General features: G+C 73.1%; 16 protein-coding genes and 1 pseudogene. 9 read left to right on the top strand and 8 right to left on the bottom strand.

Features of this window, described 5'->3' with window-relative positions:
• Positions 1 to 51 precede the first annotated feature (51 nt).
• Positions 52 to 4983 carry a hypothetical protein gene (locus AB0J10_RS30910; protein ID WP_363066272.1) on the top strand — a complete coding sequence of 1644 codons (4932 nt, stop codon included), beginning with the start codon at positions 52 to 54 and terminating at the stop codon, positions 4981 to 4983.
• 104 nt (positions 4984 to 5087) lie between these two features.
• Here AB0J10_RS30910 and AB0J10_RS30905 read toward each other — a convergent pair whose 3' ends face one another.
• The gene (locus tag AB0J10_RS30905; RefSeq protein WP_363066270.1) at positions 5088 to 5501 is read right to left on the bottom strand and encodes a hypothetical protein; all 414 of its coding nucleotides are present in this window, start codon (positions 5499 to 5501) and stop codon (positions 5088 to 5090) included.
• Between the two features lie 473 nt (positions 5502 to 5974).
• Between AB0J10_RS30905 and AB0J10_RS30900 the strand changes: the two genes are divergently transcribed.
• From AB0J10_RS30900 to AB0J10_RS30885, 4 genes are read left to right on the top strand one after another with little or no spacing between them, the layout of a single operon-like run.
• Positions 5975 to 8833: a nitrate- and nitrite sensing domain-containing protein gene (locus AB0J10_RS30900; RefSeq protein ID WP_363066268.1), complete on the top strand. Its 2859-nt coding sequence runs from the start codon at positions 5975 to 5977 to the stop codon at positions 8831 to 8833.
• The gene (locus tag AB0J10_RS30895) at positions 8830 to 9264 is read left to right on the top strand and encodes a roadblock/LC7 domain-containing protein (RefSeq protein WP_363066266.1); all 435 of its coding nucleotides are present in this window, start codon (positions 8830 to 8832) and stop codon (positions 9262 to 9264) included. Before AB0J10_RS30900 ends, AB0J10_RS30895 begins: the two co-directional genes overlap by 4 nt.
• Before the next feature lie 11 nt (positions 9265 to 9275).
• The gene (locus AB0J10_RS30890) at positions 9276 to 9680 is read left to right on the top strand and encodes a DUF742 domain-containing protein (RefSeq protein ID WP_363066264.1); all 405 of its coding nucleotides are present in this window, start codon (positions 9276 to 9278) and stop codon (positions 9678 to 9680) included.
• Positions 9661 to 10266 (top strand): ATP/GTP-binding protein, encoded by a 606-nt coding sequence (locus AB0J10_RS30885; protein WP_363066262.1) that lies wholly within the window; start codon positions 9661 to 9663, stop codon positions 10264 to 10266. The genes AB0J10_RS30890 and AB0J10_RS30885 overlap by 20 nt, the downstream gene beginning before the upstream one ends.
• Before the next feature lie 96 nt (positions 10267 to 10362).
• On the opposite strand, the gene glpK is transcribed toward AB0J10_RS30885, so the two are convergent.
• From glpK to AB0J10_RS30865, 4 genes are all read right to left on the bottom strand, one after another.
• The gene (gene glpK / locus AB0J10_RS30880) at positions 10363 to 11883 is read right to left on the bottom strand and encodes a glycerol kinase GlpK (RefSeq protein ID WP_363066260.1); all 1521 of its coding nucleotides are present in this window, start codon (positions 11881 to 11883) and stop codon (positions 10363 to 10365) included.
• Between the two features lie 89 nt (positions 11884 to 11972).
• The gene (locus AB0J10_RS30875) at positions 11973 to 12734 is read right to left on the bottom strand and encodes an MIP/aquaporin family protein (RefSeq protein ID WP_363066258.1); all 762 of its coding nucleotides are present in this window, start codon (positions 12732 to 12734) and stop codon (positions 11973 to 11975) included.
• A gap of 267 nt (positions 12735 to 13001) precedes the next feature.
• Positions 13002 to 14189 (bottom strand): lipid-transfer protein, encoded by a 1188-nt coding sequence (locus tag AB0J10_RS30870; RefSeq protein ID WP_363066308.1) that lies wholly within the window; start codon positions 14187 to 14189, stop codon positions 13002 to 13004.
• Positions 14186 to 14617: a zinc ribbon domain-containing protein gene (locus AB0J10_RS30865; protein WP_363066306.1), complete on the bottom strand. Its 432-nt coding sequence runs from the start codon at positions 14615 to 14617 to the stop codon at positions 14186 to 14188. Before AB0J10_RS30865 ends, AB0J10_RS30870 begins: the two co-directional genes overlap by 4 nt.
• 405 nt (positions 14618 to 15022) lie before the next feature.
• On the opposite strand from AB0J10_RS30865, the pseudogene AB0J10_RS30860 reads away from it, so the two are divergent.
• Together AB0J10_RS30860 and AB0J10_RS30855 are read left to right on the top strand one after the other, a co-directional pair.
• Positions 15023 to 15148 (top strand): annotated as a pseudogene (locus tag AB0J10_RS30860) (D-alanyl-D-alanine dipeptidase); the annotation flags it as partial.
• Positions 15149 to 15183: 35 nt separating this feature from the next.
• A complete protein-coding gene (locus AB0J10_RS30855) occupies positions 15184 to 15759 on the top strand; it encodes an NUDIX domain-containing protein (protein WP_363066256.1) in 576 nt (191 codons plus the stop codon).
• Here the strand turns inward: AB0J10_RS30855 and AB0J10_RS30850 are convergent.
• Entirely contained in the window at positions 15750 to 18131 is a 2382-nt protein-coding gene (locus tag AB0J10_RS30850; protein ID WP_363066254.1) for a TIM-barrel domain-containing protein, read from the bottom strand. The genes AB0J10_RS30855 and AB0J10_RS30850 overlap by 10 nt on opposite strands.
• 289 nt (positions 18132 to 18420) lie before the next feature.
• Between AB0J10_RS30850 and AB0J10_RS30845 the strand changes: the two genes are divergently transcribed.
• Both AB0J10_RS30845 and AB0J10_RS30840 read left to right on the top strand, forming a co-directional pair.
• A complete protein-coding gene (locus AB0J10_RS30845) occupies positions 18421 to 20409 on the top strand; it encodes an acetoacetate--CoA ligase (protein ID WP_363066252.1) in 1989 nt (662 codons plus the stop codon).
• A gap of 105 nt (positions 20410 to 20514) precedes the next feature.
• Positions 20515 to 21531: a hypothetical protein gene (locus tag AB0J10_RS30840; protein WP_363066250.1), complete on the top strand. Its 1017-nt coding sequence runs from the start codon at positions 20515 to 20517 to the stop codon at positions 21529 to 21531.
• 97 nt (positions 21532 to 21628) lie between these two features.
• Here the strand turns inward: AB0J10_RS30840 and ptsP are convergent, their stop codons facing one another.
• Together ptsP and AB0J10_RS30830 are read right to left on the bottom strand one after the other, a co-directional pair.
• Complete coding sequence (gene ptsP / locus AB0J10_RS30835; RefSeq protein ID WP_363066248.1) at positions 21629 to 23299, bottom strand: phosphoenolpyruvate--protein phosphotransferase; 1671 nt, start codon at positions 23297 to 23299, stop codon at positions 21629 to 21631.
• 75 nt (positions 23300 to 23374) lie between these two features.
• Positions 23375 to 23824 carry a PTS glucose transporter subunit IIA gene (locus AB0J10_RS30830; RefSeq protein ID WP_363066246.1) on the bottom strand — a complete coding sequence of 150 codons (450 nt, stop codon included), beginning with the start codon at positions 23822 to 23824 and terminating at the stop codon, positions 23375 to 23377.
• Positions 23825 to 24247 lie beyond the last annotated feature (423 nt).

The raw sequence follows: 24247 nt of genomic DNA, 5'->3' as shown, positions 1-24247 counted from the left end.
ACCACGCCCAACCCGCCTCAACACCCCTGAGAACGACGAGAGTCCGCCGCCATGTACGAGCTGTCCCGGGTACGCCTCTACTCCATCGGGCCCGCCGGTGCGCGCTACGCCGACACCGTGCTGGACCTGCGCGGAGTCGGCGCGCCCGTGCCCAACCCGGCCCCGACCCAGGCCGAGTTCTTCGAGGAGGAGCCGGTCGGGCCGCCCCGCCGGCCCGCCCCCGCGGGCGTGCTCTTCCTGGAGAACGGCGGCGGCAAGTCCGTCCTCCTCAAGCTGATCTTCTCGGTGATGCTGCCCGGTCACCGCAACACCCTCGGCGGAGCCAGCTCCGGAGTGCTGCGCAAGTTCCTGCTCGCCGACGACTGCGGCCATGTCGCCCTGGAGTGGCAGCACACCCTCACCGGCGAACTGGTCGTCGTCGGCAAGGCCAGCGAATGGCGCGGCCGCCAGGTCTCCAACGACCCCCGCAAGTTCGCCGAGGCCTGGTACTCCTTCCGGCCCGGTCCCGGTCTCAGCCTGGACTCGCTGCCCGTCGCCGAGTCCACCGCCGTCCGCCCGCCCGTCGAGGGCGCCTCGGGCGCGCGTGGCCGCCGCCGCACCATGAAGGGCTTCCGCGACGCCGTCACCGAGGCGGGGAAGGCGTATCCGCACCTCGAGGTGTACTGGGAGGAGATCCACGACCGCTGGAACGAGCACCTCGGAGACCTCGGCCTCGATCCCGAACTCTTCCGCTACCAGCGGGAGATGAACGCGGACGAGGGAGAGGCCGCCGGCCTTTTCGCGGTCAAGAAGGACTCCGACTTCACGGACCTGCTGCTGCGCGCCGTCACCGACACCCGTGACACGGACGGGCTCGCCGACCTCGTCAGCGGCTTCGGCAGCAAGCTGGGCCGCCGCGCCGAGCTCATCGCCGAGCGCGACTTCACCGCGGGCTCCGTCGACCTCCTCGGCCGCATCGTGGAGGCCGCCGACACCCGGGCCAGGGCCCGCGACATCCACCTCGGGGCCGAGCGCCGCACCCGTTCTCTCGCGCAGCGGCTCTCCGCCAGGGCCGGCGAGGAGCGCGCCCGTACCGCCGAGCTCGCCCAGCAGGTCACCGCCGCCGCGCACGCCGTCACCGAGGCGGAGCGGTCCCGCAGCCGCAGCTCTCTCGTAGCGGCCGAACTGGCCTACCGGCACGCGTCGCTGGCCCTCACCGCGGCGGAGAAGTCCGCCGCCGCCCAGCGCCGCGAGCTGACCGACGCACGCACCCTCCACGCCGCCTGGCAGGCCGCCGAGGCGGTGCTCCGCCACCGGGCCGCCGCCGACCGTTCCGCACGGGTGGCCGCCGCCATCCGCGAGGCCGAGCGGGACGCCGCGCCCGCGCTCGCGGCCCGCGCGAAGGCCGCCGCCGATCTCGTACGCGCCCTTCACTCCGCCGCCGAGGACGGCGAGCGCCTGGCCAACGAGGAGGAGGAGCGCTCCGCCGGGCTCCAGGAAGCCGGCGAAGCCGCCCACCGCGACGCCACCGCCGCCGCCACCGACGCCCAGCGGGCCCGCAGCGAGGCGGGCCATCTGCGCCAGCGCCTCGCCGAGGTCGAGCAGGAGACCGCGGAGGCCGTCCGCGCCGGCTGGCTCGACGACACCGCGCCCGACGCCGATCCGGCGAGGGCCGCCCTCGCGGCCAGCGACGCGGAGCGGTCCGCGGTCGCCGCCTGGGACGCGGCCCGCGATGCAGCTCGCGCGGCCGCGGAACGCGCCCGTGAGACGGCGGCCGCCGAGACCCGGGCCGAACTGACCGCGGCCCGCGCCGCGGACGCCGCCGAGGCGGCCGCCCACGCCTACGAGGCCGAGCGGCTCGCCGCCGCCTCCCTCGCCGGGTCCGAGCGCCTCGTCGATCTGCTCGGTCTGCCGGGGACAGCCGGGTCGGCGGAGGTCCCCGGACCCCGGCGCGAGCCGTCCACCGAGCCGTCAGGTCCCGCCCCGACGGACCCGCGGGCGGCGTTCCCGGCACAGGCGACCGGTTCGGAGGGCGGCCGCCCCGCGACCACTCCGGCCGGGACCGCGGCCGCCGACCGATCCGAGAGCGTCCGGCGCGAACACGGCATCGAAGGCCCCCTCACCGCCGAGGAGTTCGACCGTTGCGCCGACGAACTGCGAGAGCTGCTCGACCAGGGCGTCGCGGCCGCCGAGCGCCAGCTGTTCGACCTGAGGACCGCTGCCGCGGACGACTCCCGCATCCTCGGGGCGCTCGGTGACGGCGGGCTGCTGCCTCCCGGGCCCGACGTCCTGGCGACCGTCGAGTTCCTCGGTGAGCACGGCATCCCCGCACTGCCCGGCTGGCGCTACCTCGCCCAGGCCGTCGCCCCGGCCGACCACGCCGCCGTGCTCGCGGCGCGGCCCGAGCTGGTCGACGGTGTCGTGATCACCGACCCGGTGTCCTTCTCCCGCGCCCGCGAGGTGCTGACCGGCGCGGCGCTGCTGCCGCGCTCCGCAGTCGCCGTCGGAACCGCGGCGGCCCTGCTCGCCCCCGTACCGGGGTCGGCCGCCGGAACGGACACGGACGTGTTCCTCGTGCCGCCGAACCCGGCCATGCACGACGAGCACGCCGCGGACGAGGAGCGGCAGGCACTCCGGGCCCGTGCCGCGGAGCGGGACGAGGAGATCAGGACCCTCGCGGCGCGGCTGGCGGGCGACCGCGCCCTCGCCGCCCGTATCGGCTCCTGGCGCGCCGACTGCCCGCCCGGCGTTCTCGCCGAACTCGCCGGGGCCGCGCGTACCGCCCGGGAGGCGGCCGAGGCCGCCGAGGAGGTGCTCGCCGAGGCCCGCACCGCCCGGGCCGAGGCCGAGGAGGCCGCCGCCGACACCGCCCGGGTGCGCGACGAACGGCAGGACGCCGCCCAGCGGGCCCGCCGTGCCGCGGACGCGCTCGCCGGTCTCGCCTTCCGCCTGCGCGAGCGCGCCGGCTGGCAGGCGAAGCTGCGTGAACTCGCCGACGAGGCGGCCGAGGCCGAGGCCCGCGCCGGCTCCTGCCTCGAACGGGCGAGAGCCGCCGACCAGGACCGCCGGGCAGCCCAGCGCGCTGCGGACGACGCCCGGCGCACCGCACGCGCCCTCCGCGCCGAGCGCGCGGAGATCGCGGGCGCGCCCGAGCAGTTGCCCGGCCCGGACGAGCCGCACGACACGCCCCGTCCGTCGCTGCCCGCCCTGCGGGAGGCGTACCGCGCCGCGTCCCAGCTGTACGAGAAGGTCGGCGTAGGTGCCGACCTCCGTGCCGAACAGGCCCACGCCGAGAGTGACGAGAGCGCCGCGCTCGCCGAACTCGACCGGCTCACCAACAAGGTCCGCACGCGCGCCGCCCAGCTGCTGGAGGGCACGGACGGGGCCGACGGCCCCTCCCGCCAGGCCGCCGCGGCCCGAGCCGAGTCGCATGTGCAGATGCTGGAGACCCGCGCCTCCGAGGCCAGCGAGAAACTCGGGCGGCTGCGTGGTGAGGCCGAGCGCCTCGCGCCCGCCGAGGGTGACGCGCACACCGGGCTTCCCGAGGAGATGGAGCCGTCGGACGCCCAGCACGCCCAGGCACTGCTGCGGACGGCCACCGGGGAGCTGGCCGCCCGCACGGAGGCGCTGGACACAGCCCGGGCCAGGCACGCCGAGCTGCTGCGTGCGCACCGCACGGCCGAGGACGCGGCGAGCGGCTTCGACGAGACGGCGGCCCTCCTGCGCGATCTGCTCAGGGACCACACCGAGGAGGACCGGGAGCTGCCCGAGCCGTACGCGGGCGGACTCGAAGAGGCCAGGCACTCGGCGGCCGAGGCCCGCCGCTCCCTGCGCGGCTGTGCTGCCGATCTGTCCGCCGCCGAGTCGGCGGTGCGCGAGGCGAGCGACGTGCTCGTGCGCCATGCCAACTCCACCCGCTACGAGGCGGTGCGCACACCGGCCCGTCTGCAGATCCGCGAACTGCCCGCGTCCTCCCTGCCTGAGCACGCGGCGCGCTGGGCCGAGGCGTTCGCACCACGGCTGCGCGTACTCACCGACGAGCTGGCGCAGTTGGAGCGCAACCGCGACTCCATCGTGGACCGGCTCCGCGGACTGGTGGAGTCGGCCCTCACCACGCTCCGATCGGCCCAGCGGCTCTCGCGGCTGCCCGAGGGACTGGGGGAGTGGTCGGGCCAGGAGTTCCTGCGCATCCGCTTCGAGGAGCCCGACCAGGCGACCCTCACCGAGCGGCTCGGCGAGGTCATCGACGAGGCCACCCGCGCTGCGGTGAGGAAGAACTCCGATCTGCGGCGCGACGGCATGTCCCTGCTGCTCCGCGGCGTCCAGGCGGCTCTCGAGCCGAAGGGCGTCGTCGTCGAGATCCTCAAGCCGGACGCGGTGCTGCGCGCCGAGCGGGTACCGGTCGGGCAGATGGGCGATGTCTTCTCCGGCGGCCAGTTGCTCACCGCGGCGATCGCGCTGTACTGCACCATGGCCGCGCTCCGCAGCAACGACCGGGGGCGGGACAAGCACCGGCACGCGGGCACGCTGTTCCTGGACAACCCCATCGGGCGGGCCAACGCCACCTATCTGCTGGAGCTGCAGCGTGCGGTGTCGAACGCCCTCGGCGTCCAGCTGCTGTACACCACCGGCCTGTTCGACACCACCGCCCTCGCGGAGTTCCCGCTGGTCATCAGGCTGCGCAACGATGCGGACCTACGGGCGGGTCTCAAGTACATCAGCGTCGAGGAACATCTGCGCCCTGGCCTGCCGCAGCAGCGCACCGAGGGCGAGACCGTGCACGGGGAGATCACCGCGACCCGGATGTTCAAGAGGGCCGCGGACGAGCCGTCGCCCGCGCCGACCGAGAGCCACGGTGGGATGCCGAAAGAGACGGGGACCGCGCCCCCGCCGGGTGCCGCGCCGGGGTCAGCGAGGCAGGCAGCCGATCCTGACGGCGCCGGCACCGACTCCCGGCCGGGGGCCGTCTCGCCCGAACCTCCCGTTCGTCGCGAGGAGGCGTAGCCCGCACCGGCCCCGAGGAGCCGGACGGACCAGCGGGGGCCGTGCTGCCGAGGCTCCCGGTCCGGGTACACCCGGACCGGGAATCCGCCGGACCCCTGAAGCCCTCAGGCCTGGGACAGCCTGCCCGCACCCCTTCGCCGTATCCGCGCGGACTCCCGCGCCTCCGTGCGGACGATCCGTCGTGCCTTCCGCCGCTCACGCCGCAGTTCCCGCGCCGTGCTGCTCGGCACCGACACCACGCCGTGCCGCTGGTTCCACACCTGGCGCGTCACCCACACGTCCAGCACCGCCCAGGTCGCACCGACCGTGCTCGCCACACTGCTCAGGACCGTGGGGAAGGCCAGCCACGACCCCGTCACCGAGAAGAAGAAGGCCATCAACGCCTGCGTCATCGTCACTGCCGTCACGATCACGGCCCGCACGGCCGCCGTGCGCACCGGGTCGGGCAGCCGCCGTCGTCCCACCGGCTCCTCGACCCAGAGCCGCCGCGGTACCACCGTCTCATCCGCCGTCGCCATGGTCTGCGCTCACTCCCCACGAATGTCCGACTGCAGGGTTGGCTACCCGCTCCCGGTTCGTGCACGCTCCGGCGCGGTCCGTCGGTCGGCCCGTGGGCCGATTCCCCCGCAACTCCTGTTCCCCGTACACAAAGACGCACGTAAGCCACGGAAGATTCCCGCTGGAGCAAAGATATCCGGCCATACGTCCATGAAGGGTTTATGACGTCCGGCCAGGTGTCATCGGCCACAGTGCCGAGTGGCAAGTCCGCGAATACCAGGACAACCCCTGATCAACGACTCGACGCCCGGCCGAAAAACGTCCGGACGAGCCTTCGAGTTGTCACTCCGTCAGTAGTAGGCTCGCGCCGTTTGTTGGCGCAGGAAGAGCAACTCCTGGCACAACTCGGCACCACTCACGACAGACACCGGCACCACACGCCAAGCGGACATCACCACCCGCGCCGTCCGCGCGGGTCGAGCTGGGGGAGGCCATGCGCTTTCGCGGGAAGTCCATCCGCCGGAAGATCGTGGCGTTGCTGCTTGTGCCGCTCGTCTCCCTGACCGGGCTGTGGGGGTTCGCGACCGCACTGACCGGCCGTGAGGCGAAGCAACTGCTGGATGCCGGGTACATCTTCGAGAAGGTCGGCCTGCCCCTCGAGGACACGGTCCGAGTCATCCAGGAGGAACGCCGCCAGACCCTCGTCCACCTCGCGGACCCCCGCGCCGCCGACTCCCTGACCGCCCTGCGCGGACAGCGGTCGCAGACGGACAGGGCCGTGGCCGAGATCCGTGCCGGCGCACGGGACTCCGGAGTCAGGGACTCCCTGAGTCCGGACGCCTCCCGGCGCCTCGACCGGCTCGTCGACGCACTCGACGGCCTGGGCTCCCTGCGGCGGAGCGTCGAACAGAGCGCCATCACCCGCGCCCAGGCCATGGAGTTCTACAACCGCCTCGTGGACCCCTGCTACGGCTTCCTCACCTCCCTCAACGGCCTTCAGAGCGTCGAACTGGAGAAGCAGGGCCGTGCCCTCGTCGGCATCGTGCGCGCACGCGAACTGCTCGCCCGCGAGGACGCGCTCGTGACCTCGTCGCTGGTCGCCGGCAAGATCACGGCCGCGGAGATCCGCGCCGTCACCGATCTCGCCGCCAACCGCAAGCTGCTGTACGAGATCAACCTCGAGGTCCTGCCGGCCTCCGAGCGTGAGATCGTCCAGCGTTACTGGGGCAGTCCCGACACCCAGCCCCTGCGCGAGACCGAGGAGAGACTGCTCGCCGCCGGCCCCACCGACCAGCCTCGCGTCGTGGACGCCGAGCGGTGGCAGCAGCTCGCCGGCCCCGTGCTGGACGACCTGGCCCGCCAGTCCAGCGAAGCGGGCGACCGCTACCGGGACCGCGTGGAGCCGGCCGCCTACGGCGTGCTCGTCAAGGCCGGGATCGCCGGCGTCCTCGGCTTCCTCGCCCTCCTGGTGTCCCTCGTCGTCTCCGTGCGCATCGGCCGCGACCTCGCGCGTGCGCTGTCCCGGCTGCGCAAGGAGGCCCACGAAGTGTCCGGCGTCCGCCTCCCCAGCGTGATGCGCCGGCTCGCCGCGGGCGAGAACGTCGACGTGGAGACCGAGGCGCCCCACCTCGAGTACGGCAAGGACGAGATCGGCCAGGTCGGCCAGGCGCTCAACACCCTCCAGCGGGCAGCCGTCGAGGCCGCCGTCAAGCAGGCCGACATGCGCCGCGGTGTCTCGGAGGTCTTCGTGAACCTCGCCCGCCGCAACCAGGTCCTCCTCCACCGCCAGCTCACCCTTCTCGACACGATGGAGCGCCGCACCGAGGACGCGGAGGAGCTGGCGGACCTGTTCCGGCTGGACCATCTCACCACCCGTATGCGCCGGCACGCGGAGGGCCTGGTGATCCTCTCCGGCGCGTCCCCCTCCCGTCAGTGGCGCAAGCCGATCCAGCTCATGGACGTCGTGCGGGCAGCCGTCGCCGAGGTCGAGGACTACGAGCGGATCGAGGTCCGCAGGCTGGCCCGCGTCGGCGTGGCAGGACCCGCCGTCTCCGACCTCACCCACCTCATCGCCGAGCTGCTGGAGAACGCCACGGTGTTCTCGCCCCCGCACACCGGTGTGCAGGTGCACGGCGAGCGCGTCGCCAACGGCTTCACCCTGGAGATCCACGACCGGGGCCTCGGGATGACCCCCGAGGCATTGCTCGACGCCAACCTCCGGCTGGCGGAGACGCCCGAGTTCGAGCTCTCCGACACCGACCGGCTCGGCCTGTTCGTCGTCAGCCGGCTCGCCCAGCGGCAGAACGTGCGCGTCTCCCTGCAGCAGTCGCCGTACGGAGGGACCACCGCGGTCGTCTTCGTCCCGGCGGCGCTGCTCACCGACGCCCCCGACACCGAGGGCACCGGCTTCCGCCTCGACCGCAAGAACTCCCCGGGCGGGCGCGACGGTTCCGCCCGCCGCTCCGAGGCCGGCCGTCTCGCGGCCCTCGCCCAGGTCCCCGCGGGGCTCACGGGTCCCGCCGTCCTCGACGGCCCCGTGGAACTCGAGGCGCCTGTCGGAAGTCTGGGCTTCGACGACCGGCAGACCCCTGGCGCCCGGACGAACCGCATCGACACGGCCGAGCCGATCAACACCGTGCCCGACCCCGCGGCGGACATCGAGGACGCCGAGAGCGAGCGCGGCGGACTGTTCCGGGCCCGGGACTTCCTGCGCACCCCCGACGAGCAGCACCAGCAGGCCTCCGACCAGGCGCCGGAGCGCCCGGGGAAGGGCCCGCGCCGGGCGTCCCGGAGCCCCGTCCCCCTTCCTCGCCGCAAGCCGCCGACCCTGGTCGCCGACAACGGCCGCCGGATCGCCGAGCGGGGACGCCCGCACCCACTGCCCGGACCCGGCAGGGACGAGCCGGAGACCCCCGGCGCGCGCCGGGACTCCGACTCCGCCAGCCCGGCGTCGGGCCGTCCGCCCTCCGCTCCGGTGCCGCTGCCACTGCGGGGCAGGTCGTCTCGCGGCACCGGCGGCACCGAGCGTTCCGGCGGTGCCGCGCGGGTGGACGGTCCGGGGAGCGGCGCCGCCCGCCCGGCGCGCGGCTCCTCGGGACCGACGGCCGGCGGGCTGCCCCGCCGGGTGCGCCAGGCCAGCCTCGCGCCGCAGTTGCGCGAGACCTCCGGCGCCCGTGCCACGCCCACCGAGGCGGAGGACGCCCAGGACTTCGAACGCGACGCGGAACAAGTACGCGACCGCATGGCCTCGCTGCAACGCGGCTGGCAGCGCGGACGTCGCCAGAACGCCGAGGATGCCACCGGCCCCGGCGAGACAGCACCAGGAACGACACCGGAGGGGGACGGTCGATGACCGCACCGAACGCCGCAGCAACCGACACGACCAAGAACGGCGAGCTCAACTGGCTCCTCGACGAACTGGTCGGGCGGGTCGGTTCCATTCGCAAGGCCCTCGTCCTCTCCGGCGACGGTCTCGCCACCGGCTCCTCGAAGGACCTCACCCGTGAGGACGGCGAGCATCTCGCGGCCGTGGCCTCCGGGTTCCACAGCCTCGCCAAGGGCGTGGGCCGCCACTTCGACGCGGGCCGGGTGCGCCAGACCGTCGTCGAGCTCGAGGACGCCTTCCTCTTCGTCACCGCCGCCGGGGACGGCAGCTGTCTCGCCGTCCTGTCCGACGCCGACTCCGACGTCGGCCTCGTCGCCTACGAGATGACGTTGATGGTGAAGCGCGTCGGAGCCCACCTCGCGACGGCACCCCGGACCGGGCTCTCCGCCGGAGGGTGAGTGGACCGGCGATGACTGACGGCAGACAGCAGGTCCGGCACGCCCCCCGCTGGTACGACGACGACGCGGGTCCGGTGGTCCGTCCGTACGCGATGACCCGCGGCCGGACCACGAGTACCGCGGAGCACCGGCTCGACCTGATCGCGCTCGTCGTGCCGGAACCGGCCGCCCAGGACCCCGGCCGGGACCAGACGCTCTCCCCGGAGCACGTGGAGATCGTCGAACGCTGCTGCACCACCCCGCAGTCGATCGCCGAGCTCGCCGCGGGCCTGGACCTCCCCGTCGGGGTGATCCGGGTCCTCGTGGGCGATCTCGTCGACGGCGCCCTGGTCCACGTGACCCGTCCCGTTCCGCCGGCCGAGCTGCCGGACGTCAGCATTCTCCGCGAGGTGATCAATGGTCTTCGGGCGCTCTAGCCGACGGGAGACGCCGGTGGAGCCGGTGACACTGAAGATTCTTGTGGCCGGTGGCTTCGGGGTCGGCAAGACCACCCTCGTGGGGGCGGTCAGCGAGATCAAGCCGCTCCGTACCGAGGAGACCCTGAGCGAGGCCGGCCGGCCCGTGGACGACCTCGACGGGGTGGAGTCCAAGAGCACGACGACCGTGGCGATGGACTTCGGCCGGATCACGCTCCGGGAGGACCTCGTCCTCTACCTCTTCGGCACCCCCGGTCAGGACCGGTTCTGGTTCCTCTGGGACGAGCTGGCCCAGGGCGCTCTCGGCGCGGTCGTGCTCGCCGACACCCGCCGCCTGGAGGACTCCTTCGCGGCGATCGACTACTTCGAGCGGCGCGGCATCCCGTTCACCGTGGGGGTCAACTGCTTCGAGGGCGCCGACCAGTACCCGGAGGAGACCGTGCGGGCCGCTCTCGACCTCGACCCCGAGGTACCGCTGATCACCTGCGACGCCCGGGAGCGGGAGTCGGTGAAGTCGGTGCTGGTGGCGGTCGTGGAGCACGCCCTGGTGCGGTCCACCCGCGAGCGGGAGCCCGCGGCGACCTGACGCACACACCGGGGCGACGACGACGCGACGTGGCAACGACACGGCCCGTACCCCCACCGACAGGGGTACGGGCCGTGGTCCACGGGTGGCGGGCGGCTACGCGCCGTCCTCCTTCTGCCAGCCGAAGCTCCGCTCCACGGCCCGGCGCCAGTTGTCGTACTCGCGATCCCGTACGTCCGCCGGCATCCGCGGCGACCACTCGACGTCGCGCCGCCAGTGCGCCTTCAGCTCGTCCAGCCCGCCCCAGACCCCAGTGGCGAGGCCCGCCGCGTACGCGGCGCCCAGGCACGTCGTCTCGGACACCTTCGGCCGGATCACCGGCACCCCCAGCACATCGGCCTGGTGCTGCATCAGCAGTCCGTTCGCGGTCATGCCGCCGTCCACCTTCAGCGCGGTGATCGGCACTCCCGAGTCCTGGTACATCGCGTCGACCACCTCACGCGTCTGCCAGCTCGTCGCCTCGAGCACGGCCCGGGCCAGATGCGCCTTGGTCACGTACCGGGTGAGTCCGGTCATCACTCCCCGGGCGTCGGAGCGCCAGTAGGGCGCGTACAGCCCGGAGAAGGCCGGCACGATGTACGCCCCTCCGTTGTCCTCGACGCTCGCGGCCAGGGTCTCGATCTCGTCCGCGGAGCGGATTATCCCCAGCTGGTCGCGGAACCACTGGACCAGGGCGCCCGTGATCGCGATGGAGCCCTCGAGGCAGTAGACGGGGTCGGCGTCTCCGATCTTGTAGCCGAGAGTCGTGATGAGCCCGTTCTTGGAGGGCACCGGCCGGCCGCCCGTGTTGAGCAGCAGGAAACTGCCGGTCCCGTAGGTGTTCTTCGCCGTTCCCGTGTCGTAGCAGGCCTGTCCGAAGACGGCGGCCTGCTGGTCCCCGAGCGCGGAGGCGACCGGCACTCCGTCCAACTGGCCGACGGCGGTCCCGTAGACTTCCGCCGAGGAACGGATCTCGGGCAGGACCGCCTCCGGGATGTTCATCGCGGAGAGGACCGAGGCGTCCCACCGGAGGGTCTCCAGATTCATCAGCATGGTGCGCGAGGCGTTGGTGACGTCCGTGACGTGGACGCCGCCGTCCGTCCCGCCGGTCAGGTTCCAGATCAGCCATGAGTCGATGGTGCCGAAGGCGATCTCGCCCCGCTCCGCGCGCCCGCGCAGTCCCGGCACCCGGTCCAGCAGCCAGGCCGCCTTCGGGCCCGAGAAGTAGCTCGCCAGCGGCAGACCGGTGGTGTCGCGGAAACGGTCCTGCCCGTCCGCGCCGCCGAGTTCGGTGCAGAGCGCCGAGGTGCGGGTGTCCTGCCAGACGACGGCGTTGTGCACGGGCCTGCCCGTCGACCGGTCCCAGAGCACCGTGGTCTCGCGCTGGTTGGTGATGCCGAGGGCGCTGAGCTGCCCCGCGCGCAGTCCCGCCCGGGCGAGCGCTCCGGCGACGACCGCCTGCACCTTGGACCAGATCTCGGTGGCGTCGTGCTCGACCCAGCCCGGCCTGGGGAAGATCTGACGGTGCTCCCGCTGGTCGACGGCGACGATCGCGCCGTTCCGGTCGAAGATGATGCAGCGGCTGGACGTGGTGCCCTGGTCGATGGCGGCGACGTATTTCTGGGAGGTGTCCGTCATGACGTCCTCTTGTCGGATGGCGCTGCCCTGAGGCTGCGGTGGGAAGGGTGCTGTCCGGTCGGCGCTCCCGGAGCACGCCGTGCGGCGGATCAGAAGACGATGTCGAAGATCAGGCCCGAGAGAAGTCCGCCGATGAGGGGCCCGACCACCGGCACCCAGGCGTAACCCCAGTCGGACGTCCCCTTGTTGGGGATCGGCAGCACCGAGTGCGCCAGCCGGGGGCCCAGGTCACGGGCGGGGTTGATGGCGTATCCGGTCGGGCCGCCGAGCGACAGCCCGATGCCGACGACGAGCAGCGACACCAGCAGGACCGAGATCCCGGAGCCGTAGATCCCCGCGGCCTCGCCCGGGACCTGGCCGATGCCGATGCCGGCGTTCCGCCCGAAGGCCAGGATCGGCAGCACCAGCCCGACGGTGGCGATGGTCTCGGTGACCAGGTTGGCGGCCGGACTGCGGATCTCCGGGGCGGTCGAGAAGATCCCCAGCGTGGGCCGGGCGTTCGCGGGGTCGGCGTTCGCCCGGAACTGGGCGTGGTAGGCGAGCCAGGCCAGCACGGCCCCGAGGAGCGCCCCGACCAGCTGGGACAGGACGTACAGCGGCACCTTGCCCCACTCGCCGGTGTCGACGGCGATGCCCACGGTCACGGCCGGGTTGAGGTGGCCGCCGGACAGCGGAGCCGCCGTGTACGCACCCGCCAGTACGCCGAAGCCCCAGCCGAAGGCGATGACGATCCAGCCGGACGCCCTGGCCTTGGAGTGGTTGAGGGTCACCGCCGCACAGACGCCGGCGCCGAAGAGGATCAGTATCGCCGTGCCGATGACCTCGCCGAGGAAGATGTCTGCGTTGCTCATGGCGGCTCCAGGCTGGGTGTGGTTCCCATGGCTACGGAGCGCGGAGGCAGGGCGGAGTGCGGGCCGTGCCGTGCGCGGTCTCCGTGACGAGCGTGGTGAGCATGCCGGAACGCCGTACTGCCGCGGGCAGCGGCGCCGACGAAGAGGCAGTTTTCCCGGGGGTCACCGCCCCGTCAAGGTCGCCTGCTCGACACCTGATCCACACCTGCTCCCGGCAGTGACTTCGGCCTTGCGCACGCGAACGGGCCCTTTGGTGAACGGGGTTGCTCAGCGGACGGCGACGACCGCCGAGCCGTGACCGAACAGCCCCTGGTTGGCGGTGATACCGGCGCGGGCCCCGGCCACCTGGCGTTCGCCCGCGGTTCCGCGGAGCTGCCAGGTCAGTTCGCACACCTGGGCGATGGCCTGCGCGGGGACGGCCTCCCCGAAGGAGGCCAGGCCACCGCTCGCGTTGACCGGGATCCGGCCGCCCAGGGCGGTCGCGCCCTCGCGCAGCAGCCCCGCTCCCTCACCGGTCCCGCACAGCCCCAGGTCCTCGTACCACTCCAACTCCAGCGCGGTGGAGAGGTCGTACACCTCGGCCAGCGACAGGTCCTCCGGTCCGAGCGCGGCTTCCTCGTAGGCGGCACGGGCGATCGACTCCCGGAATCCCGTCGACGGTGGCTCGACGGCTGCCGCCGAGTCCGTCGCGATGTCCGGGAGGTCGAGCACGGTCCGGGGATAGGTGGGTGTCACCGTCGAGACCGCGCGGATGCGGACCGGGTTCCCGGCGCCGTGCCCGCGGGCGTACTCCATGCTGGACAGCACCAGCGCGGCGCCGCCGTCGGACGTGGCGCAGATGTCGAGGAGCCGCAGGGGATCCGCGACGACGGCGGAGGAGGCGACCTGCCCGGCGCTCACGGCCTTTCGGTAGCGGGCGTACGGGTTGAGCGCACCGGCCGCCGCGTTCTTGACCTTGACCTGGGCGAAGTCGTCCAGGGTGTCGCCGTGGAGGGCCATGCGCCGGCGCGCGTACAGGGCGAAGTACGCCGGGTTCGTGGCGCCCAGCAGCCGGAAGCGCAGCCAGTCCGGGTCGTCGGGCCGGTCGCCGCCGGCGGGGGCGAAGAACCCCTTGGGCGCGGAGTCGGCGCCCACGACCAGGACCACCTCGGCCAGACCCGCCAGGATCTGGGCCCGCGCGGAGTCGATGGCCTGGGCTCCTGACGCGCAGGCCGCGTACACGCTCGTGACGCGTGCGCCCTGCCAGCCCAGGGCCCGGGCGAAGGTCGCGCCCGCGACATGACCGGGGTAGCCGCCGCGGACCGTGTCGGCGCCGACGACCGACCGGACGTCCTGCCAGCCGATCCCGGCGTCGGCGAGCGCGGCCCGGGCGGCGGCCGTGCCGTACTCGACGAAACTGCGGCCCCACTTGCCCCACGGGTGCATGCCCGCGCCGAGTACCGCGACGTCGTTCACCGAGCCTCCTCCACCGGGCGCCAGTACCAGGTCGTCCACGTCGTGTCGGCGTCCTCGGAGAGGACCCCCGCCACCACCTCGACCTCCGTGCCGACGCCCAGATCCGCGGCCGTGACCCCCGGAACCGCCTGGCCGAGCACCACCATTCGCTCGGCCGCGAGTTCCACGGCGACGAGGGTGTACGGCTCCCATGCGTCCGCCGGATCGGAGACGTAGGGCGCCGGCGGACGGTACCGGCCGACCGTGTACGACCACACGCGTCCCCGCTTCGACAACGGCACCTCGGCCAGATCGCCGCCCGCGCACGCGGGGTTGCGGCAGAACGAGTCCTCGCGGGGGAAGAAGACGGCGGAGCAGGCGCCGCAGCGGGTGCCGAGCAGCCGGAACTCCCGGTCGTCGCCGCCCTCGGTGAACCAACGCGCCACCACCGGTCTGCGCACACGCGTCAAGGCCCCTCCCCGGTCGTCCGCACGGCCCTCACGGAACTGACGATCCGTCAGAACAGTGACAGTGTGCCACGCCCGGGACGCGGACACGACCCCGCGCGGAACACCACTGCCGGAAGAGGCCGACAGATCCGTGAACCGATCCGCCGAACACCAGAACCGCGCAGGCCCGTTCGGCGTCCGGTACCAGTGAACGGGTGGCCGGAATCCACGGGGGTGGTTCCGGCCACCCGTTGCTGATAGACGGTGCGCATGATGCGCACGAGAGGACCCGCGACGGCCCGCCGGATGCTGACCGCCCTTGCCGCCGCGGTCGCCGTCTGCTGCCGCCCCCGAACCTGAGGCCCCCGGGAAGTTCGTCGCCCGCCGCTCCGTGGCCCCGACGACACCCTCGCCGGCGTCGGTTTCGTCAACCTGCCCGAGGAGTGGTGGCACTTCACCCATCGACCCGAACCGTTCCCCGGCACCTACTTCGACTTCCCGGTGCCGCAGCGGTCCCTGACCCGCTCGTGAGGACCGCGGGGTCCGGCGTCGCGTACAGTCCGCGTGTGACCGAGCCCCGCGAACCCACGCCCGAAACCGGCACCGCCAAGACGCCCCCCGCGCCCGCGCCCCGGACGCCCGTGCGGGACTCGCACTGCTCCAGCTGCGGTGCCCCCCGCAGCGGCCCCGCGGGCTGGCCCAGGACCTGCGCCGCATGCGGTGACATCGCCTACCGCAACCCCCTGCCCGTGGCCGTCGCCCTCCTCCCCGTCACCGGCCCGCACCCCACCGGACTCGTCGTCATCACCCGCACCATCGAGCCCCAGCGTGGCCGGATCGCACTCCCCGGCGGGTTCATCGACCACGCCGAGGACTGGAGGCACGCAGTCGTCCGCGAGCTGAAGGAGGAGACCGGTATCGACGCCGCGCATCAGGACGTCCGGCTCGCCGACGCCCTCAGCTCGCCCGGGGGACACCTCCTGATCTTCGGCCTGCTCCCGCAGCGCCCGGCGGACACACTCCCGGCATCGGTGCCGACCGACGAGACGGAGGGCTGGCACGTCCTGCACGAACCCGCCGAACTCGCCTTCCCGCTGCACAGCACGGCGGTGCGCAACTGGTTCGCCGGCCGCTACGGCTGAGAGCCGCGGGGCGGCCGCGCCTCCGTCCCGCCGCGCACCCGCAGCGGACGCCCCGGCCGCGCGGCACCGGCGTCCGACACCCGCTCCACGACCACCCCGCCGTCCACCAGCCGTGACGCATAGCGCTCCACCGCCGGCCGGGCGCCAGGGGCGGCGCGGTCCTCGACGACCAGACCGCTGCCGGTGCGGCCCGCGGCCGGCGCCCACACCTCCAGCTCCGTCCCGCCGTCCTCGCCGCGCACCGGAACCACCGAACCCGCCCGGGCCAGCACCGGGATCCGCGACAGCGGTGCTTCCAGCAGGACCTGGCCCGGACCCTCGAACGCCTCACCGGTCACCGTGTCGTACCAGCGCCCCCGCGGCAGCCGCACCGCACGCCGGTCCGCCCCCGGCTCCAGTACCGGCGCCACCAGCAGCGCGTCGCCCAGCAGGAAGGCGTCCTCGCAGTCGCGCAGCGCCCGGTCGGTCGGCGCGTTCCACCACAGCGGCCGCACGTACGGCGCCCCGGTCAGCCGGGCCAGCTGCGCCAGGGTCACGAAGTACGGGCGCAGGCGTTCCCGTTCCAGCAGCGCGGCCCTGGCGTGCCCGAGGACCCGCGGGCCGAACTCCCACGGCTCCCTGCGCCCAGCCCCGATCGCCGCGTGCGTACGGAACAGCGGCAGGAACGACCCCAACTGGAACCAGCGCAGGAACAGCTCGGGCGACGGGCTCCCGTCGAAGCCGCCCACGTCCGGACCCGAGTAGGGCACCCCGCACAGACCGAGGCCCATCACCAGCGACAGCGACGCCCTCAGCCCCGGCCAGCCGGTCGCCACGTCACCGGACCAGGTCCCGCCGTACCGCTGCATGCCCACCCAGCCCGAGCGCGAGAACAGGAACGGCCGCTCCTGCGGACGCAGCCTCCGCAGTGCCTCGTGGCCCGCCCGCGCCATCGCCAGGCCGTACACGTTGTGGGCCTCACGGTGGTCCCCGCCCCGGCCCTCCAGCCGGTGCCGGGCCGAGCGCGGCAGGGTCATGTCGCCGAAGGGCGTGAACGACACCGGCTCGTTCATGTCGTGCCACACCCCCGAGAAGCCCTGCGCCAGCCGCTCCTCGTACAGACCGCCCCACCACGCGCGGACCTCCGGATCGGTGAAGTCCGGGTACACGCACTCGCCGGGCCACACCTCCCCGCGCACCTCACGGCCACGCCCGTCCCGGACGAACGCGCCGGCCGCCGCGCCCGCGTCGTACACCTCGTTGCCGGGCTCCGCCTTCACCGCCGGGTCGACGATCGACACGAGCCGTACCCCGTCGGCCCGGAGGTCCTTCGCCAGCCGCGGAAGGTCGGGGAAACGCTCCGTGTCCACGGTGAAGACCCGGTGGCCGTCGTAGTGATCGATGTCCAGGTGCAACGCCGACAGCGGCAGGCCCCGATCCCGGTAGCCCGCCACCACCCGGCGCACCTCGCGCTCGCTGCCGAACCCCCAGCGCGCGTGCTGCGGACCCAGAGCCCACGGCGGCGGCGGCGCGGGCGCGCCCGTGAGCCCCGTCCACTTCCGCAGCACCCGGGCGGGTGTGCCGACGACGACCCAGCAGCGCAGCGGCCCGCCGCCCATCCGGACCTCGCTGGTGCCCGGACGGTCGTGCCCCGACCCCGCGCCCTCCTCACCCTCGCGCAGGGTGACCTGCCCCTCCCAGGAGTTGTCGAGGAACGCCAGATGCGTGCCCGCGTCCGCGACCACCAGCTGCACGGGCATCGTGATGTACAGCGGGTCGTCGTCCGGTCCGAAGCTCCCGCGCGGATCGGTGTTCCACAGCCGGTACGTGCCGTCCCTCAGCCGCGGCCCCGACGCACGGCCGCCGAGGCCGAAGAACCGTGCGTCCGCGGCCACTTCACTGCGCTGGAGCCAGCGGCCCGGCCCGCCGCCGGCCGGTTCCCACCAGCGCGGCGGCAGCTCCCTGCGCAGGACCACCCCGCCCGGTGTCCGGATCTCGACCCCGCCCTGCCGGGAGACCGCCACCGTGACCCGCTGCGAGACGATCCGCCAGCCGCCGTCCTTGTCCGGCTCCAGCTCGGCCCGGGGGTCGGGCCGCGGAGGCGTTCCGTCCAGCGCGTACGACGGTTCGGGCTCCGCACCGTCCCAGCCCCAGAAGACGACGCCCGAGGCAGCCACCCGCACCCGCAGCTCCGAACGCGCGAACCGGACGATCCCGCCGCCCGGCGAGGGCTCCGCCCCGGTCACCGGTCCCGGCACCCGCGCCCGCTCCGCACCCCGCGGCGGCAGCCCCTGTGCGTCCGTACGCCTCCGGCGCCACGCCGAACGCGTCGCGCGCAGCCCGCGCACCGTCCCGAATGCCAGCACCGCACGCACCAGATCACGACCGTCCATGCTGCTCACCCTGTCATCCGCGCAGGCCGGGGCGGGGTTCGTTCAACTGCCGTTCACCCGAGGTGCGAGCCCCCGCCCACCGCGGCCCGAAACCCGTCACCCGTGGTCGGAGCACACAATCAGCCACCCCGCCATGGGTGGGGAACCCTGGTGCAGAAGACGATCACATGGCATCGTCCCTGTCAGCCGCGCGAAGGCACACCCACGCCCCGCCGGACACACACGTAGACCACGTGCCGACCGAGTGCCCACCACGCACAGAGCCGCACAGCCGCCCGGGAGCCGCCCCATGACCTCAGCAGCGAACCCTGCCCCCCTCTGGCAGCCGGACGCCGACCGCATCGCGGCGGCCCGGATCACCCGCTTCCAGGCATGGGCCGCCGAGCGCCACGGGGCGCCCGCCGAAGGCGGCTACCCGGCTCTGCACCGCTGGTCGGTCGACCGCCTCGACATCTTCTGGCAGGCGGTCGCCGAATGGTTCGACGTGCGGTTCTCCACCCCCGGCGAGTGCGTCCTCGCCGACCGCGGCATGCCCGGCGCCCGATGGTTCCCCGGCGCCACCCTCAACTACGCCGAACACGCCCTGCGCACCGCCGAAGACCCCGCTCGCGCCCATGAACCGGCTCTTATCCATATGGACGAAACACATGAGCCGACCCATATCAGCTGGGCCGAACTGCGCCGCCAAGTCGGATCACTCGCCGCCGGACTCCGCGCTCTCGGCGTCCGCCCCGGCGACCGGGTCAGCGGCTATCTGCCGAACGTTCCGCAGGCCGTGACCGCTCTCCTCGCCACCGCCGCCGTCGGAGCCACCTGGACCTCCTGCGCCCCCGACTTCGGCGCCCGCAGCGTCCTCGACCGCTTCCAGCAGGTCGAGCCGGTGGTCCTGTTCACCGTCGACGGGTACCGCTACGGCGGCAAGGAACACGACCGCGCCGACACCGTCGCCGAACTCCGCCGGGAACTGCCCACCCTGCGGGCCGTCGTCCACATCCCCCTGCTCGGCACCCCCGCCCCCGAAGGCGCGCTCGAATGGTCCGCCCTCACCGCGGACGACACCGAGCCCGTCTTCGAGCAGGTCCCCTTCGACCACCCGCTGTGGGTCCTCTACTCCTCCGGCACCACCGGGCTGCCCAAGGCGATCGTCCAGTCCCAGGGCGGCATCCTGCTGGAACACTTCAAGCAGCTCGGACTGCACTGCGACCTCGGTCCCGGAGACCGCTTCTTCTGGTACACCTCCACCGGCTGGATGATGTGGAACTTCCTCGTCTCCGGCCTGCTCACCGGCACCACCGTCGTGCTGTACGACGGCAGCCCCGGCCACCCGGACACCGGCGCCCAGTGGGCGATCGCCGAACGCACCGGGACGACCCTCTTCGGTACCTCCGCCGCCTACGTCATGGCCTGCCGCAAGGCGGGCGTGCACCCCTCGCGCGACCACGACCTCTCAACGGTCCAGTGCGTCGCCACCACCGGCTCACCGCTGCCGCCCGACGGCTTCCGCTGGCTCCACGACGAGGTCCGCGAGGACCTGTGGATCGCGTCCGTCAGCGGCGGCACGGACGTCTGCAGCTGCTTCGCGGGCGCAGTCCCGACCCTGCCCGTCCACATCGGCGAGCTCCAGGCCGCCTGCCTCGGCACCGACCTGCAGTCCTGGGACCCGCACGGCAAGCCCGTCGTCGGTGAGGTGGGCGAGCTCGTCGTCACCAACCCCATGCCGTCCATGCCGATCCGCTTCTGGAACGACCCCGACGGCAGCCGCTACCGCGAGAGCTACTTCGAGATGTTCCCGGGCGTCTGGCGGCACGGCGACTGGATCACGATCACCGACCACGGCTCCGTCGTCATCCACGGCAGGTCCGACTCCACTCTGAACCGCCAGGGAGTCCGCATGGGCTCCGCCGACATCTACGAAGCGGTGGAACGGCTCCCCGAGATCAGGGAATCCCTCGTCATCGGCCTGGAGGAACCGGACGGCGGTTACTGGATGCCGCTCTTCGTCCACCTCGCCCCCGGCGCCGCCCTCGACGACGACCTGCGTTCCCGGATCAAGCGGACCATCCGCGAACAGCTCTCCCCGCGCCACGTCCCGGACGACATCATCGAGGTCCCCGGCGTCCCGCACACCCTCACCGGCAAGCGCATCGAGGTTCCGGTCAAGCGCCTGCTGCAGGGAACCGACCTGACGAAGGCGGTGAACCCCGGCTCGGTGGACGACCTCGAGCTGCTGCGCTTCTACGAGGAACTGGCGCGCGAGCGCGGCGCCGAGCGGGAATGAACCGGGACCTCCCCAAGCCCACGAGGCCACGACGCCGCGTTGTCAGTGGCCACGGTTACGGTGAGTGAGCACTGGGCAACAGTGCTCACTCGACCAGGGGGACCCATGCAGCACCGCAAGCACGACGCAACGGCCCGGACCACGGCCCACGGCACGGAGGGCGCACACCGCAGGCACGACGGCCAGGACCGCACCAACTCGGACACCCGCTCCGGGCAGCGCGTCCGCCCCGGCGCGCACGCCCGTGCCCGCGACTCCCGCCGAGCCCGCCACCGGTCGCTGCGACGCGACGTACCCGCAACCGTCGGACTCCTCGTCGACGACCAGGACTTCGCGGCCATGCGCCGTTACCCCACGTTCGCCTTCGACGACCATCCGGACTACCTGCGCCACGCGGAGGGCCTGCTCAAAGCACTCTCCGCCCAGGGCGGGCACACCACCGTCGCCCTCTTCGACCCGGAGGAGTTCGCGGACTACTGCAGGGAGACCGGGCTCGACCCCGACTCCTCGGCCAGCCGCAGCCGGTACACCGCGGAGGTCGCCTCCACCGGCGCGACGGTCGCGTACACCGGACAGCCGCTCGACGAACTCGTACCGCTGCTCCTCAACCGCACGGCCCGGCAGACCACATGGGAGTACGCCACCTCCCTGCTCGCCGACCTCGGCACCTGCTCGGACTGCGGGGAGGACACCGGCCGGTCCGCCTTCGACCGGGCCTCACGGCTGCTGATCGACCTGCTCGACGGCGCTGGCCCCGGCACGCACCACCTCGTCTGCAGCGTCCCGGCGGAGAAGGGGCGGCAACTCCTGGCGGTCCTCCACGCCACACACGCCGCCGACGCCCCGGCCGTGCTCGACCCCTCCGAAGCCGCCGAGTTCGCGACGGTCCTGGCGGTCGGAATCGCCCTCGACACTCCCGGCGGAGTCGTCCTCAGGACGTCCACGGCCGAGGCCCCCGACCGGCTTCACGGCTGGCGTCTCCACGGTGGCCGGCTCGTCGCGCTCACCGAGGCCGAGGTCTTCAGCGCCTACTGCACGGACGCCGACACCGGAGAGCCCCTCTCCCCGGAACCGGGTGTCGAGTACCGCGCGGGCTTCGGCCTCGGCGACGCACATCCGTAGCGGACGGACGCACGGGGGAGCCCTCCGCATGCGCAACCCCGCTCAAGGAAGAGGGGCTCCCCGCCGCACGGCGGGAAGCCCCTCCACACCCGGGCCGTCACTCCCCGGACAGCACCGCCTGCGCGGCCCGCCGCGCCTCGTCGGCGGAGTCCGCGGCGCGTGCCGCAGCGGCGGCACGCTCGCACTGGGCGAGCGTGTACTTCGCCAGCGTCGCCCGGACATACGGGATCGACGCCGCACCCATCGACAGCGAGGTGACACCCAGACCCGTCAGCACACACGCGAGCAGCGGATCCGACGCCGCCTCACCGCACACGCCACAGCTCTTGCCCTCGGCCTTCGCCGCCTCGGCGGACAGCGCCACCAGGTCCAGCAGCGCGGGCTGCCAGGGGTCCTGCAGCCGGGAGACCGCACCCACCTGACGGTCGGCGGCGAAGGTGTACTGCGCCAGGTCGTTCGTGCCCAGCGAGAGGAACTCGACCTCCTGCAGGACCGACCGCGACCGCAGAGCCGCGGACGGGATCTCGACCATCGCGCCGCACTTCGCGTCGAGTCCGGCCTCTCGGCACGCGTCCGCGAACGCCTTGGCGTCCGAGCGGTCGGCCACCATCGGCGCCATGACCTCGAGGTACACGGGCAGTCCCTCGGCGGCCCTCGACAGCGCGGTCAGCTGCGTCCGCAGCACCTCAGGGTGATCGAGCAGCGACCGGAGCCCCCGGACGCCCAGTGCCGGATTCGGCTCGTCGGCCGGAGTCAGGAAGTCCAGCGGCTTGTCCGCGCCGGCGTCCAGGACCCGCACGACCACCCGTCCCTCGGGGAACGCCTCCAGCACCTGCCGGTACGCCTCGACCTGCTTGGCCTCCGACGGCGCCTGCCTGCTGTCGTCGAGGAACAGGAACTCGGTGCGGAACAGTCCCACGCCCTCCGCACCGGCCGCCAGCGCGGCCGGGACGTCACCGGGACCGCCGACGTTCGCCAGCAGCGGCACCTTGTGGCCGTCCGACGTCGCACCCGGACCGGTGGAAGCCGCCAGCGCGGCCTTCCGCTCGGCCGCGGCCTCGGCCAGCCGCGCGCGCCGCTCCTCGCCCGGCGTCACGAACACCTCGCCCGTGCTGCCGTCCACAGCGACCACCGTGCCCTCGGCCAGTTCGCATGCACCCGGGAGCGCGACCACGGCCGGCACTCCGAGCGCCCGCGCCAGGATCGCGCTGTGGCTCGTGGGGCCGCCCTCCTCGGTGACGAATCCGAGTACCAGCGCGGGGTCGAGCAGCGCCGTGTCTGCGGGGGCGAGGTCCCGGGCGATCAGGACGTACGGCTCGTCGCTGTCCGGCACGCCCGGCATCGGAACCCCGAGCAGCCGCGCCACGATGCGGTTGCGAACGTCGTCGAGGTCGGCCACCCGCCCGGCCAGGTACTCACCGGCACCGGCCAGCAGCGCACGGTACGCGGCGAAGGCGTCGTAGACGGCTCGCTCGGCCGTGCTGCCGACGGCGATCCGCCGCTCTACGTCCGCCATCAGCTCGGGGTCCTGCGCCATCATGGCCTGTGCCTCGAGCACGTGCTGCGCCTCGCCGCCGGCCAGGTTGCCGCGTGCGACGAGATCGGCGGCCACGGCGTCCACGGCGTGCCGGGCGCGCCCCTGTTCGCGCTCGGCGTCCTCCACCGGTATCTGCTTGGCCGGCGGCTCCAGCACCGCCGTGCCCATGTGCCGAACCTCGCCGACGGCCACACCGTGGCTGACACCGACGCCCTGCAGCGTTGTCTCCATTTCACCCGTCTCCGATAGTGCGGCGGTCCCAGCCGCCGCGGTGGATGTACGACCGGCCCTCCGAGCAGGGCGGGGTCACTGCCAGCTGAACAGCTCGTCGCCGGTCTTGACGTCGCCGTCCTGGCGGAGCCCGCCCAGTGAGTCGGCGGAGGCCTCGAGGGCAACCACGGGGCAGATCGGAGACTTGCCGGCCTCTTCGACGGCGACCGGGTTCCAGCGCACGATGCCCTGGCCCCGGGTCACGGTGTCGCCCTTGTTGATGAGGAGCTCGAAGCCCTCGCCGTTGAGCTGCACCGTGTCGATGCCGAGATGGGTCAGCACTCCGTGCCCCTCGGAATCGACGACGACGAAGGCGTGCGGGTGAAGGGAGACAACGATGCCGTCCACGGGGGAGACCGCCTCGGACGGTTCCCGCACCGGGTCGATCGCGGTACCGGGACCGACCATCGCACCGGAGAACACCGGGTCGGGCACTGCGGCGAGCCCGATGGCTCGCCCGGCCAGAGGCGACGTCACGGTTGTCATGGGGGCCTCCCAGGGTGGAGATTCACGTGCCGCCGCCACTGCCTGTACCGGGCGGCGTACTGTTCAGAGCGTATGTCATGGGTAGTCCAGGTTCCGTCTGTGACTTACCAGTTGGCGGCCCTGGAGGGCTCCGGAAACGATTTGCCTCGTCTGCCGGTGAGATGTAACGTCGTACCCCTGCCTGGCCACGACGCGTCTCTGAGTCGCAGTTCGGCAGCACCTGTCGAGCCGACATCCTAACTGGTCTACACCACTGTGTGGGTTCTGGTGGGCGTGGCCAGGGGGACGGGAAAAGGCTGGTAGGGTTTTGGACGCCGGAAAGGGAATTCGCGAAAGCGGAAGAACGGCCCGGCAGCCCACTCCAGCGGGTGGCGGAAACGGAAATCGGATCTGCTAGGCTGGAAACACCGAAGGGAAGCGCCC

This window comes from Streptomyces sp. NPDC049887 (assembly GCF_040656535.1).
Lineage (GTDB): Bacteria > Actinomycetota > Actinomycetes > Streptomycetales > Streptomycetaceae > Streptomyces.
Note: the sequence above shows the minus strand (reverse complement) of the source record. Positions and strands in the feature narration are given on the sequence as shown.